Source organism: Streptococcus sp. SCPM-O-B-23252 (M501) (assembly GCF_058200355.1).
In genome coordinates, this window is record NZ_JBYQGS010000001.1 from 639,260 (window position 1) to 653,911 (window position 14,652).

Genomic DNA, 14,652 nt, shown 5'->3' on the forward strand with positions numbered 1-14,652 from the left:
CACCATGTTAAAGAAAAATGAAATTGTAGACGTTGAGATTGTCGATTTGACCCACGAAGGAGCAGGAGTGGCTAAGGTCGATGGCCTGGTCTTTTTTGTGGAGAATGCCCTGCCAGGAGAAGTCATCCGCATGCGCGTGCTCAAGGTCAACAAGAAGATCGGCTACGGAAAAGTAGAGGAGTACTTGGAAAAATCTCCTCACCGCAATGAGGAACTGGACCTGGCTTACTTGCGAAGCGGCATTGCGGACTTGGGCCACCTGGCTTATCCGGAGCAGCTGAAATTCAAGGCCAAACAGGTCAAGGATAGTCTCTACAAGATGGTAGGAATCTCTGATATCGAAGTGCCCCTGACCTTGGGGATGGACCATCCCGTCCAGTATCGTAACAAGGCCCAGGTGCCTGTTCGTCGTGTCAATGGTCAGGTGGAGACAGGCTTCTTTCGCAAGAACTCTCATGATTTGATGCCGATTGAAGATTTCTATATCCAAGATCCAGTCATTGACCAAGTGGTCTTGGCTCTTCGAGATTTGATTCGTCGGTTTGACCTCAAGCCTTATGATGAAAAGGAACAATCTGGCTTGATTCGCAATCTTGTGGTCCGCCGAGGTCACCATTCAGGAGAAATCATGGTCATTTTGGTCACCACTCGTCCCAAGGTTTTCCGTGTGGACCAGTTGATCGAGCAGTTGATCAAGCAATTCCCAGCCATCAAATCTGTTATGCAAAATATCAACGATCAGAATACCAATGCCATTTTTGGAAAAGAATGGCGGCTTCTCTACGGTCAAGACTATATTACCGACCAAATGTTGGGCAATAGCTTCCTAATCTCTGGACCAGCCTTTTACCAGGTCAATACCGAAATGGCAGAGAAGCTCTATCAGACAGCCATTGACTTTGCGGAGTTAACAGAAGACGATGTCGTGATTGATGCCTACTCCGGAATTGGGACCATTGGCTTATCCGTTGCCAAGCACGTCAAGGAAGTCTATGGCGTAGAAGTCATCCCTGAAGCTGTGGAGAATAGCCAGAAGAATGCTAGATTAAACGGCATCACAAATGCCCACTATGTCTGTGATACAGCTGAAAATGCTATGAAGAATTGGCTCAAGGAAGGCATCCAACCAACTGCTATCCTGGTCGACCCACCACGCAAGGGCTTGACCGAAAGCTTTATCAAAGCAAGTGCCCAAACAGGCGCTGACCGCATCGCTTATATTTCCTGTAACGTCGCTACTATGGCGCGTGATATCAAACTCTACCAAGAGTTGGGTTATGAATTGAAGAAAGTCCAACCGGTGGATCTGTTTCCGCAAACGCATCATGTTGAGGCGGTATCACTACTTGTACGAGCTACGAAGTAGCATAGTAGAAGTAGATGCTCCGCCCATGGGATAGCTGTCGTAGAGTAAGGAGTTTACGACGAAACGATACGGTAACAGCGAACCGCTGAATGTGTAAGCTTGTTGGTGAAACGCAGTTAATCCTCAAAAGGTTCACTGAACCTTTTGAGTCCACAAACGCACCACGTTGAGGCAGTATCATTACTTGTACGAGCTGAGGAATCAGCGAAGTAGAAGTAAATAATCTGCCCATGCGATAGGACTCGTAGAATGAGGAGGGGACTGACGAAATGATACGGTAAGTCCGAACCGCCGAGTGTGTAAGCTTGTTTGAGAAACATTTTTTATTTTCATAAGATTTAAACTTGATTACAAAAAAAGGAATTATTATCATGGGAATATTCGATGATTTTGAGTACAAAGAAAACTACCAAAATGAAGAAAAAGTAATTGAAGCACTTAAAAAGATTTTAAGAGCAATTCATCTAAATAATTATAGAGATATTATGGATTGTGTTGATGGTTCAGAAGTTGATGATGTAAAAGAGTTACTTGAATATATCGACGAGTCATTACAATTAAATGATTTTGATAAAATTGATGAATATGGTGTAGAATGTAATTTCCATCCGAATTATGAGTATTCTCAATTACAAGTTTATGAATTTAATGATCAAACTGGCTTTGCTGTTGAATATCAGATGACCTCCGATTCTGAATTAGTAGATTTAACCCTACAATTAGAATTTTTATACCAAGAGGATGGTTATAAAATAACTTCTATAGATGTAGATCCTGGATAAACCAAACTTAATTATCTTCGATATATGATAAATGCGTATATTAAGGCTAGATAATTTGATTGTAAGTTGCTTAAAATATCGGTTAGTTTTTCAAATATTGGGAGAATGAAAGATGTATCTATTGGAATTGTGCCAAAATGATCATTCTAAAGATTTTGTCGTGTTTGATTTTTTAGAAGATGGAAAAGACTTTGTTTCTCAAATACCTGGATATACCTTAGAAATAGAAGATGGGTTTGAAGTGGAGTATGTGAACCCCAAACACTTGTCGAATTATATGGAAATTATTTATAACGGAAACGTTGTGCCTTTATCTAGATTTTCGTTTAATTCTGAGGAAAATGTGATCATTGTTTGGAAAGATATTACAATTCTATCCATTAAACACGATATATGCTGATAAAATAGATGAGTATGACAAGTAGAAATGTCAGTCTAAACCCGTATTTTGAAGGAAGAATCTTATGCTAGGAGCAATTACTGGAGACATTGTAGGTTCAGTTTACGGATGGAACAATATCAAAACGAAGGATTTTCCTTTATTTTGTGAGGATTGTTTTTTCACGGATGATACGGTAAGTTCGAACCGCTGAGTGTGTGAGTTTGTTAGTGAAACGTAGTTAATCCTCAAAATAAAGAAACTAAAACTCCATTATTTTGAGATGAAAACCTAAACTGTTTTTAAGGAGGTGTTATATTGATAGAAAGCAGACCTGTGTTTGAAAAAATATCATCCTTTGATGAGTTTAATAAATACTACTGGTATCGTGATGAACTTTCACAGATATGCAAGTCATTAGGGCTTGAAAATAGAGGTACAAAACAAGAACTCAATGATATTATTGAGCAGTACTTTAAGGGAAATTTGATTAAAAAATCATCAACAAAAAGAAATAAGAAACTAGTAGAAGTCGTTACCTTAGATACGCCCTTACTTGAATGCGGATTCTCCTTTAATGCACACTTTAGAGAATATTTCTCAACTTTAACAGATGTTTCGCCCTTTAAATTTACTGCTGATATGGCGACTGCTTGGAGAAAAGTAAAAAGAGAAAATGATTTGAGTTTTACAATCCAAGATATGCTAAAAGTTTATTATGGAAACTCAGACTATGCTAAGTATGACCATTCGGTTTGTCAATGGAATCAATTTCTAAAGGATTTCTGTGCAGACGAAAATAGTCGCAACTACTCAAACAAATTAAAAGTTGCTTCTATTCTTTGGAAAGAAGTTAGAAATTCAAAAAATGAAAAAATTTACTCAAAGAATCTTTTAACCGAATATGTTGATAAAATAAAAGAGTATGGCAAGTAGAAATGTCAGTCTAAACCAATATTTCGTAAGGAGGAATACCATGCTAGGAGCAATTATTGGAGACATTGTAGGTTCAGTTTACGAATGGAACAATATTAAAACGAAGGATTTTCCCTTATTTCGTGAGGATTGTTTTTTCACAGATGATACTGTTATGACCTGCGCCGTCGCAGAAGCAATCATGAATGGTGGTCAGAAAGATGACTTTATTGACGCCATGAAGAAATATGGAAAAATGTATCCCGATGCGGGCTACGGTGCTCGGTTTAGTAGTTGGATCAATAGTGACAATCGTGATCCTTACAATAGCTTTGGAAATGGATCTGCTATGCGTGTTTCTCCCTGTGCTGCTGAAGAACTCGTTAATGTTCACATAATCCCACTAAATGACTATTCCTGTCTTGTATTAGATAAACTTGGAAACATTATTGAGAAAATTGACTAGTTTTCATTATCTAAATCTTGATCTAGGTAACTAAAGTGTAAACGAACATTTATATGAAAGGATTAGAGTAAACATGAGTCTCTTATTTGAAGAATTTAAAACCATTTGTTTCCATTTAAATCGAGTCGGAATTACACCGACACTGATGGGTTCTTTAGGATTGGAGTATAGAACGAAAGAAAATTGGGGGCCGTCTGACATTGACATTCATGTGCCTGGTGACGCTAGAGGTTGGGAAGCACCTGATCATCTCAGAATTTATGACTGGGACAAGATAATGAAAGTGTTGAAAGACTTAGGCTACGTCTTAATAGATATTCATGAGCATGAATTCCAAAAGGATAGAGTGAGTGTTGAATTTGGAAGTATCGATTCCTTACTTGATTTTGCAGGAGTTTCGGAATCGGATATAGAGCTTATTAACATTGAAGGCATCACTTTTCGTCTTCCAAGTCTGGAGCAGTATCTAAGTATTTACAAAGCTTCTTCTCAAGACTCCTATCGAAATGCTCACAATAACAATAAGGATTTTAAAAAGATCGAGTGGCTGGAAAGACATTTGTAAATTATCATATAAAAAGTAGTAAATTGTAAGACTGGCTGCTATGTTATTTTTATTATCATTTTTATTGCTTATTTAATTTATACAATATTGGCGAGTAATAGAATTAGTAAGGAAACAACATTTTAAAATTTAGATCAGGATATCCATTATTGAAAGTAACGATTTGCTAATTAGATGATCTATGTTAGAGAATTATCTATTATAATTTAAAGTGGAGTGATGAATGTCGTTTCTTTTGGAACTGGTGAAAATCTTTCCGTTCCACAGTATCATTTTAAAATGATTTTGTTTATTAGTATAAAAGCAGCATATTACCACATGTTGAGGTGGTATCACTGCTTGTACGAGTTGTGGCATCAACAAAGTAGAAGTAGATGTTCCGCCCATGGGATAGGACTCGTAGAATGAGGAGGGAAACCGACGAAATGATACGGTAAGTCCGAGCCGCTGATTGCGTGTCTCTGCTCTTCCTATCTGAGACAGCGAAAAGTAGAAGGGGATGGTATTGGTATCAATCAATGAGTAACAAAGTAACAGCATGATTCGAAACATTTGCTTGTAATTTGCGGAGGAATATCAATATGGATGGAATAACAAAAGATTCTATAAAAACGGCTAAACTAATGAAACAATTATGGCCCCAATTGACAGATAAAGAAGCTATTGATGAAGTAAAAAAATATACGAATGGCAAAAATACTGCAATCTTTACAGAAGTTAAAGGTGACACAATTGTAGGGTTAGCACTATGTTCACTCAGATTTGATTATGTTGAAGGTTGTAAATATAGTCCTGTTGGATTCTTAGAAGGGATTATTGTCGATGAGGAATATCGTTTAAAGGATATTGCTAAAAATCTCTGTACAAAATGTGAGGAATGGGCGAAAAATAAAGGATGTAAGGAATTTGCAAGTGACTGTACTTTAACAAATACGGATTCTATAAGATTTCATCTCAATATTGGATTTCAGGAGGCAAATAGAATTATTCATTTTAAGAAAAAATTATAATTTCGAAACGAGAATAAACTTGTTTAAACTTTATGTATCTTTAGAAAGTGTGAAAGATTGGACGAACAAATTTTTTTGATGGGTGGAAATCCGCCGATAAAGAACCATACGATTGTTAATAAAATTGTGTCATCAAGGAAGATCGAAAGAATTGTCATTTTTACAGTTTATCGAGACAATTGGAAACCGTATATGAAAAAGTACACGGAAGTTTTCCAAAGCCACTTTCCTAACCTAAACACTGATTACTTACTCTTGGACACTGAGCAGATTGATTTTGATAGCTATATAGATGCTGATGTCATTATCATCGGTGGTGGAAATACAGAAAAGTATCTAGCTACTTATGTCAATCAAGAGTTCAAAAATTATATCAAGCATATGCTGAATAAAGGGGCAAAAGTTATGGGATTTTCTGCAGGAGCCCTATTATTAGGAGAAAAGGTCTATATCTCACCTAATGATCATTCAGATCATCAGATAAAGATAAAGAATGGATTAGGACTCTTTAGTCAGTTTTTAATTAGTGTCCATTATGATTCATGGAATGATAAAGCTAATAAGGATAGAGCTGAAGAACTCGTTAATGTTCCCATAATTCCACTAAATGATCATTCCTGTCTTGTATTGGATAAACTTGGAAATATCATAGAGAAAATTGACTAGTTTTAATCATGCGAATCTGAATCTACGAAACTAAAGTATTAACAAAATGAATAATGAAAAGCCTTGATTATAGGGCTTTTTTTTGCATTTTTGTGATAGAATATAGGTAGTTATAATCGAGAGCAACTAAGAAGCAGAAAAAAATATTATACATAGAATAATAAAAATAAGGAAGATAAAATGACAGAAATTGATAAAAGGAATTTAAAAAATTATCTTTATATTACATTTGGAATTACTTATATAGCTTGGGGGATTCTTGCCATCTTTACTCAATCTCATATTTTGGGATTAGAAACAATTATAGGGAGAATGTTACACATAGTAGGTGCACTTGGACCAGCAATTGCAAGTGGCTTATATTTGAAAAGAAATAATATAAAATTTAAACATTTTGTATTTAGTAAGAAAGAAAATAGTAGTATTTATTTCATTATTCATTTGTTGGCAATTTTGATACTATTCTCTGTATCTTCCTTAGAATTAAACGGACTATCAATTTATTTGATGCCACTATTCTTTATTCAATTAATTATTTTTGGTGGTGGACATGAAGAATTAGGGTGGAGAGGTATATTACAACCCTTACTTGATAAAAAATATACATATTGGCAATCTAATTTGATTGTAGGATTAATTTGGGCGATTTGGCATCTGCCTTTATGGTTTATAGTAGGAGAAAGTCATCAAGGATTTCCTTTTATTTTATTTTTTATATATACATTATTTTTAAGTTTTGTTTTAGGACTTCTATACCGTCAAACGGAATCTGTGAGATACTGTATATTATTTCATGCGTTCGCAAATTTGTTAAATCTCTATTTTGTGTTGAAGATTAATCTTACTTTTATTATCATTTTTATAGCTTATTTAATTTATACAATATTAGCAAGTAATAGAATTAGTAAGGAAAGCAGGTAGAAAAAATGGCTTCAAGTAAGGAATACTTAAATTTCATATTAGAACAACTATCCGAGTTGGAAGAAATAACATATAGATCAATGATGGGCGAATATATTGTTTATTATCGTGGGAAAATCATAGGTGGAATTTATGATGATAGATTTTTAGTGAAGCCTGTTAAATCTGCAATAGCATATATGCCAAATGCAAAGTATGAGTTACCATATGATGGAGCAAAGGAAATGCTGTTGGTAGATGATGTTGACAACAAAGATTTTTTGACTGGCTTATTCAATTCAATGTATGATGAATTACCTGCACCCAAACCAAAGAAAAATAAATAATTCAATTGGAATTTGTGGAGAAAAAATGATTTTAGAAACGGAAAGATTGATTCTTCGCCCATGGGAAGAAAAAGATGCCAATGATTTATTTCAATATGCCAGTAATCCAGAGGTTGGTCCAATTGCAGGTTGGCCTGTACATACTAGTGTTGAAAACAGTAGGGAGATTATAAAAAGTGTTTTTTCCTCACCTGAGACATACGCTGTAGTTTTAAAAGAAACGATGCAACCAGTGGGGAGCATAGGATTGATGATTGGTTCTGCAAGTAATATAGGTATTCCTGATACTGAGGCTGAGATTGGCTACTGGATTGGGGTTCCGTATTGGGGTCAGGGGCTGATACCAGAAGCAGTTCATGAGATAATGAGACATGCATTTGATGACTTGAATCTGGAGAAAATGTGGTGCGGTTATTTTGACGGCAATACAAAGTCAAAGAGAGTCCAGGAAAAATGTGGGTTCCGTTATCATCATACAAAAGAGAAGGTTCCATGCGCATTGGAAGGTGTTCTTCGCACAGAACACATAACCTGTCTATCAAAGGCAGAGTGGATTTCAATTCAGTAAATCCCAGTTTGTCGAGCTAACCCCTTTTAACGAGTAAAATGAATTTATAAATTTCTAAAAGAAATAGAAGAAAATTTGTGTGTAACTGCAACGAGTAGATTGCAGTTTTTTATTTTGAATAATTAGTTGAAATAATAAGATACTTCATAAGGGAATGTTTACGAAACGAAATTGCTTATAAAAAATGAAAATAGATTGAAACTTTCTGAAAATTTATGGAAAAACCTTGACATTACATTTTTATTTTGATACTATCATTCTGACTTCGAAGAACAAAAATTCTTTTTGCTAGAGAAGAATAATAAAAAAAATTTAAAAGGAGCTTGTTATGTCATCGTTCAAGAATAATAAAACAATTAAGTATGTCTTGAGAAAAACATCAGTTGCTTTTGGTTCTGTTGCTGTCGCAACAATGATTGCAACTGCAGGTATTGCAACTGTATCTGCCGATGAAATTTCATCAGCATCAACATCCGTTACTTCGACTACAACAGTAACTGGTGAAGAAACAAAAGAGGTTGCTGTTCCAGAGAAGTTGGAAGAAGCTAAAACTGCTGCAACAAATGAAGGTCTTGAAGTAAAAGAAACAGAGACTAAAAAGCAAGATTCAGAGGAAGCTGCTGCTAAAGATTACGAAAAACAAGTTACTGAAATTAATAAAACTGTAGCTGACTACAAAGCTGAAGTTGCAGCAAATCAAGAAGCTTTTGAAAAAGAAAAAGCTGAAGTTGATGCAAAAAATGCTGCTACACAAGCAAATTACGACAAAGAGCTTGCAGTCTACAACGAAAAACTTACTGCTTATCAAAAGGAATTAACTGAAAAAACAGCAGAAAAAACAGCTGTAGAGAAAAGCAATGAAGAAGCACGTGTTGCTTATGAAAAAGCGCTTGAAGAATATAATACAGCTCTTGTAGCTTACAATGCATCTCTAAAAGCAAATCAAGAAGCTACTGAAAGCAATAAATTAGCTCAAGCAGAGTATGAAGCTAAATTAGCCGAATACAAAACTAAAAAAGCTGCTTATGATGAAGCACAAGCTGCTTACTTGATTGAACTCGAAATTTACAACAAGAAAAAAGCACAATACGATGATGCTAAAGATGCCTTCAATAAGACAGTTGCAGAGCGTGGTGGAAATCCTGCAAAATACAAACAAGATTTGACATTCCTCTCTGAAGAACTTGCTGATGGTGAAACAACTAAAATCACACACCAAACAACTGGATTAACAACCTACTTGACAAAAGAAGGTCAAGCTCGTATGTACGGTGATGGTAAAGCTACTAAGATGTATGAAACTAAGAATCTTCAAGATTCTGATGTGACAACTACAAACCCATATGCTAACAATGAAATCGAGTGGGGAGTTGTAAAAGTCGGAGACAAATTTGATGTGACATACACAGGACTTACTCAAGCTAAAATTGTAAAAGGTAGCGAAGAAAAACGTATTGCAAAAGTTGTTTATAAATACGAAGTGAAGAGCCTTCCATCATCAGATGGAAAAGGAATCGTTCAAATTTATAACGATCCAGCGGTTACAATGACAATTGGTAGCTCAACTGATACTGAAAACCCAGTTACAGTTGGTGTTGACATTGAGTTTTATGATGAAAATGACCAATTGATTGATTTGTCACAACACAATGCAATCCTTGCCCTTAACTCACTTAACCACTGGAATGGTGCATCTTATGTTGAAAATGACAAACCTCGTACTCTAGTTGTTGAAGCTAAAGATAGCGAAGGTAATACAGTTCGTGGAACTTGGGATCCATATTCAGATGGAAGTGAACCAAAACTTGATGGTGCAGACGTTGTTGTGAAAAGCGGTAAAGCTGACTTCGGTAGTGCAGAAGTTGATATCAATGCTGATAATCCTTTGAAAATTGTTGCTCAAAAAGCAACATGGGTTGATGATGCCTTCAAAGTAACTGAAGAAACAGCAGTTGATGCTACAACAGTGAACGCATCTGGTGGCGGAAATGGTCACTCAGTTGGTACTGAAGATTACACATTCGGTGATAAATCAGACGTTATCGGTTCTTACACTGTAGACGCTACATCAGGTGTTTTGAGATACACACCAAAAATGAAACACCAAGATACTCCTCACGTTGAGTCTGTAAACATTGGTGACAAAGAGTTTATTAAACTTCCAAATTCAAGTGTAGACCAAGATCCATCGACAAAAGAAGTATCTGCTAAAGAACAAAACCAATACATGGCTCAAGGTGCTACATTTAATGCAGACTCTTCAAGTGAAACTAAGGGTTGGGATGATCCTAAGAGTCCTTACCTTTACTATGGTGGTGCTGCTGTTATTTTGAAAGATGGTCATCTTGAATTTACAGCAAAAGGTGCTAACGCAACAGGCGAAGCAACTCTCTATTGGTTCTCTATTAACTCAAATGTTGGCTTCCCTCAAGATCCAGGTGAAGAGCCAGTTAAACCAACAGAACCAACGCCTCCAGTTAAACCTGAAAAACCAGAATTGACAGAAGTACCAACTGTTAAAGAAAAACCAGTTCCACCGACAGAACCAGAATATAAAACTGTACCTGTCTTACCAAGTGAACCGGTTAAACCAGAAGCACCAGTGTTACTTAAGGATCCTGTAAAGAAGGAAACAGAAAAACCAGTTGTTGAATGGCATAAGAATGTTGTGGTTATCAAGAAAGATGATAAACCACAACCTAAGCCTGAACCGAAACCAGAGCCTAAGTCGAAACAAAAATCAGAACCTAAGCAAAAAGAGTCAGAATCAGTATTACCAAATACCGGTTCAGTTGAACAATCATTCATGACTTATTCAGCACTTATTGGTTTAGCTACTGCCGGTTATGCTTTGTCAAGAAAGAAAAAAGCAGACTAGTATTATTACTACCAAAAAAGGTTAAACAATTAGTTTATCTAGAGGCTTTAGTCCTATATTGCACAGGACTAAAGCCTTTTAAATTATGTGATTTTCAGTCCATCTCGCTCCGTGAGGTGCGAGACAAATGAACCACCCGCTATGAGGGTTATACCAAAAAACTCCAAACGCGATACAATTAAGGTGTTCAAGCCAATTGTAAAGCGAAAGAAGAAAAGTATGGCTCAAAAAGCACATAGTTTATCTCACGCAAAGTGGATGTGTAAATATCACATTTGTAGTTTGACGATAATGTCAGCATACTTCTTAAAATTGACTGTCTGTATTTGTAAAACTTCTGTCTTCAACTGCTCAATTGCAACCAAAGAATCCTTAAGTTGTTCTATTTTTTACGAAGAACATCTGCCTGCTACGTAAGAGCTTTAGCAACATCATCAGGTGTTTTCAAAGAGATCAAACGCCCCTTGATATCCTTGAGAGAAAAGCCCAGTGATTTCAAAGACAATATCTGATGGAGCATCTCTAAATCTTTATCTGTATTAAGCCTGCGACCACCCTCACTTTCTGCCGATGGGAAAGCAAGCCCCTCTTTATCGTAATATTGTAGAGTACGGATGGTAATGCCGATTTTCTTTGCTAGTTGTCCAACTGTCATAAAACCTTCTGGAATCACTCTATATTTGGTCATACTTACCCACCTCCTCATAAATATTGTAAATCGTTACGTAAAGTCATGAACAAGACTTTTTGAAAAAATAATTTTTTTGTAACCGCTTTTTTCTGCTATAATATTACTAGATAGAAATGTGGGAGTTTCAATCATGGTTACAAAACGGTTTTTGAAAAATGTTATTGTTGCGATGGTCTCGGTTTTTATGTCTTTGACCGTTTTGCAAGGTGTTCAAGCCCAGCAAACTGGACTCGATTACAAAAGTCTCAACCTGTTGCCTTTTACTGGTAATAAGCAGCTCGTTCTAGGTGAGTTTGATCATTTAGGTCGTGCGACTTCAGCTCACATACAGTTACAAGATAAGGATGAACCAAAGCAGAAAAGAGAGCCCCGACTTACTTATAACCCAGTTGGTTGGCATAATTATAAAATGTCCTATGGAAACAAAGGAAAGAAAGCCTGGTTGTTCCATAGAGGGCATCTGGTAGGCTATCAATTTAGTGGCTTGTCTAATGAAGGGAAAAATTTAGTTCCTTTGACAGCTTGGACTAATAGTGGAAATTATAGTGGGACTGCAGATAGTAATAGTGAGGGAATGCTCTACTATGAAAAGCGCTTGGATAGTTGGTTGGCCACTCACCCTAATTACTGGCTAGACTATAAGGTGACTCCGGTCTATACAGGTGATGAATTAATTCCGAGACAAGTCATTTTACAGTATGTAGGGATTGATCAAGAAGGAAATCTACTCCGTATTAATCTAGGAAGTCCGAAAGAATCTGTAGATGCTTATGGGATTACCACCGTCACCTTGGATAACTACTCTAAGAACGCAACGATTGATTATTTAAAAGGAACAGCGACTCCATCACTGGTTCCGACGGAACCAAGTAGTCAACCTCAACCTTCAAGTCCTCCTGTAGATATGCAACCAAGTCAAGGTCCTCAACCGAGTCAATCAGTAGAAGCTGCGCAACCAGTTCAGCCAGTCGAGCCTGCTGCACCAAGTCGTCAACATGCTCCAGTAGTTTATGTGGCAAGAAATGGAAATGCGGATGTTTATTGGTATTCAAAGGATAATATGCCGAGAAACACTAATTTTGCGAATGTAATCGAAATGTCAGAAGAGCAAGCGCTGAATCTTGGAAAGAGGCATACATCAAAAGAATAAAGCTAAAATTTAAGCATATAAAAAAGCCCTGTAGGGCTTTTTGTGTGCAAGCTAATCTTGGAAAGTTAGAAGTTATGAATTATCTCCTCCAATATCTTGCAAAGCTTTTTATTAAGTTGTATACTAGAACATGATTTTGTGTAATCGTTCGCATAAACTGATGAATGATGAGAAAGAAAAGTAGGAGACGAGGACAGATGGAATTAACAGCGATTTATCACCGGCCTGAATCGGAGTATGCCTATCTATATAAGGACGGCCAGCTCCACATTCGCATCCAGACCAAGAAAGAAGATATCAAACGGATTTTCTTGCACTATGGGGATCCTTTTATTTTTATCGAGGACCTCTATGAGGTAACCAAGGAAATGGACAAGGTAACCTCAGATGATTTGTTTGATTATTGGCAGGTGTTGGTATCAGTTGGTCATGCACGTGTCCAGTATCTCTTTGAATTAGAGGACACAGCGGGAGAGAAGATCTTGTACGGAGATCGAGGTCTGGCAGCCTACACCAAGGAGAACCTGAACTTCGTTATGAACGGCTTTAAGCTTCCTTTTATCCATGAGATTGATGGGTGTGCTGTTCCGGACTGGGTGGCGCAGACGATTTGGTACCAGATTTTTCCTGAGCGCTTTGCTAATGGCAATCCAGCCCTTTCCCCTGAAGGCGTCCGTCCGTGGGATGCGTCTATTGCCCCTACAATGTTGGATTTCTTTGGTGGAGATTTGCAAGGGATCATTGATCACTTGGACTACTTACAGGAGTTAGGGATCACAGGGCTCTACCTTTGCCCGATTTTTGAATCGCCGAGCAACCACAAATACGATACCATCGATTACTTTGAAATTGATCGGCATTTTGGAGATAAGGAAACCTTCCGCCAGCTAGTGAAAGAGGCTCACGCGCGTGGGATGAAGATCATGTTGGATGCCGTCTTTAACCATATTGGCTATGATTCACCCCAATGGCAGGATGTGCTCAAAAACGGGGAAGATTCGGTTTACAAGGACTGGTTCCATATCAAAGAGTTCCCAGTTGAGACGGATAATCTCTGGAACAATCGTGACTTAACCTATCATGCTTTTGCCTTTGCGGGCTATATGCCTAAACTTAATACAGCTAATCCTGAGGTGAAGGCCTATCTCTTGAAGGTGGCGACATACTGGATTGAAGAGTTTGATATCGATGCTTGGCGACTGGACGTGGCCAATGAAATCGACCATCAATTCTGGAGGGATTTCCGCAAGGCGGTCTTGGCCAAGAAGCAAGACCTCTATATTCTCGGGGAAATCTGGCATTCATCCCAACCATGGCTCAATGGTGATGAGTTCCATGCGGTGATGAACTATCCCCTCTCTGAAAGTATCAAGGATTATTTCCTGCGTGGGCATAAGGAGACGCAACGCTTCATTTGGGAGATCAATAGCCAGTCTATGTACTACAGGCAACAGATCTCTGAGGTGATGTTCAACCTCTTAGACTCCCATGATACAGAGCGTATCTTGACGACGGCCAAAGGCGAACTCCAGTCCGTCAAGTCTGCCCTCGCCTTCCTCTATCTGCAACGGGGAACGCCATGTATCTACTATGGAACGGAGCTAGCCCTCATCGGCGGCCCAGACCCGGATTGCCGGCGTGTCATGCCTTGGGAGCGCGTGTCAGCGGACAACGATATGCTGAACTTTATGAAGGACTTGATTCAGCTACGAAAAGAAGTAGCAGAGTTGATTCAACATGGTAAAGTAAGCTTAGAAGAAGTTGATCCAGATGTGGTGTCAGTAGAATGGCAATATGAAGGACAGCTCCTTAAAGCTTGCTTTAACCACTCCAAGAAAGACGTTGTCCTAGAAAGAGAACAAGCTGATCTGATCAGTCTTGGAAGCATCTCGGATGATCAATTGATCATTCAGCCAAATGGCTTTGTTATTTATAGAGAAGATTAGTAAGAAAGAAGCTGGAATCGAAA

15 protein-coding genes and 1 pseudogene are annotated in these 14,652 nt (G+C 37.6%); 15 read left to right on the plus strand and 1 reads right to left on the minus strand.

Annotated features, from left to right (window positions below; all coding sequences use genetic code 11):
- Positions 1-4 precede the first annotated feature (4 nt).
- The 13 genes and pseudogenes from rlmD (at position 5) to AC3E6G_RS03215 (ending at position 10,842) form a co-directional block, all read left to right on the plus strand.
- Positions 5-1,366, plus strand: coding sequence for a 23S rRNA (uracil(1939)-C(5))-methyltransferase RlmD (gene rlmD, locus AC3E6G_RS03155; RefSeq protein WP_490700440.1), 1,362 nt, complete (start codon positions 5-7; stop codon positions 1,364-1,366).
- A 371-nt stretch (positions 1,367-1,737) separates the two neighbouring features.
- On the plus strand, positions 1,738-2,148 hold the full coding sequence (locus tag AC3E6G_RS03160; protein ID WP_414288600.1) for a DUF7668 domain-containing protein: 411 nt from the start codon (positions 1,738-1,740) through the stop codon (positions 2,146-2,148).
- Between the two features lie 112 nt (positions 2,149-2,260).
- Positions 2,261-2,539: pseudogene (locus tag AC3E6G_RS03165) on the plus strand (hypothetical protein); the annotation flags it as partial.
- A 73-nt stretch (positions 2,540-2,612) separates the two neighbouring features.
- Positions 2,613-2,741: an ADP-ribosylglycohydrolase gene (locus tag AC3E6G_RS03170; protein WP_080983022.1), complete on the plus strand. Its 129-nt coding sequence runs from the start codon at positions 2,613-2,615 to the stop codon at positions 2,739-2,741.
- 104 nt (positions 2,742-2,845) lie between these two features.
- Positions 2,846-3,463, plus strand: a complete 618-nt coding sequence (locus AC3E6G_RS03175) for an SAP domain-containing protein (protein ID WP_049518197.1) — start codon at positions 2,846-2,848, stop codon at positions 3,461-3,463.
- Between the two features lie 40 nt (positions 3,464-3,503).
- Positions 3,504-3,908, plus strand: a complete 405-nt coding sequence (locus tag AC3E6G_RS03180) for an ADP-ribosylglycohydrolase family protein (protein ID WP_490700441.1) — start codon at positions 3,504-3,506, stop codon at positions 3,906-3,908.
- Positions 3,909-3,981: 73 nt separating this feature from the next.
- A complete protein-coding gene (locus AC3E6G_RS03185) occupies positions 3,982-4,473 on the plus strand; it encodes a nucleotidyltransferase (RefSeq protein WP_490700442.1) in 492 nt (163 codons plus the stop codon).
- A 581-nt stretch (positions 4,474-5,054) separates the two neighbouring features.
- Positions 5,055-5,483 carry an aminoglycoside 6'-N-acetyltransferase gene (gene aac(6') / locus AC3E6G_RS03190; RefSeq protein WP_490700443.1) on the plus strand — a complete coding sequence of 143 codons (429 nt, stop codon included), beginning with the start codon at positions 5,055-5,057 and terminating at the stop codon, positions 5,481-5,483.
- Between the two features lie 57 nt (positions 5,484-5,540).
- Positions 5,541-6,149: a Type 1 glutamine amidotransferase-like domain-containing protein gene (locus tag AC3E6G_RS03195; RefSeq protein WP_490700444.1), complete on the plus strand. Its 609-nt coding sequence runs from the start codon at positions 5,541-5,543 to the stop codon at positions 6,147-6,149.
- Between the two features lie 180 nt (positions 6,150-6,329).
- Positions 6,330-7,070 carry a CPBP family intramembrane glutamic endopeptidase gene (locus AC3E6G_RS03200; protein WP_490700445.1) on the plus strand — a complete coding sequence of 247 codons (741 nt, stop codon included), beginning with the start codon at positions 6,330-6,332 and terminating at the stop codon, positions 7,068-7,070.
- Positions 7,071-7,075: 5 nt separating this feature from the next.
- Entirely contained in the window at positions 7,076-7,396 is a 321-nt protein-coding gene (locus AC3E6G_RS03205) for a TfoX/Sxy family protein (protein WP_061564069.1), read from the plus strand.
- A gap of 25 nt (positions 7,397-7,421) precedes the next feature.
- On the plus strand, positions 7,422-7,964 hold the full coding sequence (locus AC3E6G_RS03210; RefSeq protein WP_490700446.1) for a GNAT family N-acetyltransferase: 543 nt from the start codon (positions 7,422-7,424) through the stop codon (positions 7,962-7,964).
- A 328-nt stretch (positions 7,965-8,292) separates the two neighbouring features.
- The gene (locus tag AC3E6G_RS03215; protein ID WP_490700447.1) at positions 8,293-10,842 is read left to right on the plus strand and encodes an LPXTG cell wall anchor domain-containing protein; all 2,550 of its coding nucleotides are present in this window, start codon (positions 8,293-8,295) and stop codon (positions 10,840-10,842) included.
- A gap of 409 nt (positions 10,843-11,251) precedes the next feature.
- Here the strand turns inward: AC3E6G_RS03215 and AC3E6G_RS03220 are convergent, their stop codons facing one another.
- Positions 11,252-11,530, minus strand: a complete 279-nt coding sequence (locus AC3E6G_RS03220) for a MerR family transcriptional regulator (protein ID WP_431978936.1) — start codon at positions 11,528-11,530, stop codon at positions 11,252-11,254.
- Between the two features lie 133 nt (positions 11,531-11,663).
- Here AC3E6G_RS03220 and AC3E6G_RS03225 point away from each other — a divergent pair, with 133 nt between their 5' ends.
- Together AC3E6G_RS03225 and AC3E6G_RS03230 are read left to right on the plus strand one after the other, a co-directional pair.
- Complete coding sequence (locus AC3E6G_RS03225) at positions 11,664-12,683, plus strand: DNA/RNA non-specific endonuclease (protein WP_236127921.1); 1,020 nt, start codon at positions 11,664-11,666, stop codon at positions 12,681-12,683.
- Between the two features lie 197 nt (positions 12,684-12,880).
- Positions 12,881-14,629 carry a glycoside hydrolase family 13 protein gene (locus AC3E6G_RS03230; RefSeq protein ID WP_490700448.1) on the plus strand — a complete coding sequence of 583 codons (1,749 nt, stop codon included), beginning with the start codon at positions 12,881-12,883 and terminating at the stop codon, positions 14,627-14,629.
- Positions 14,630-14,652: the final 23 nt, after the last annotated feature.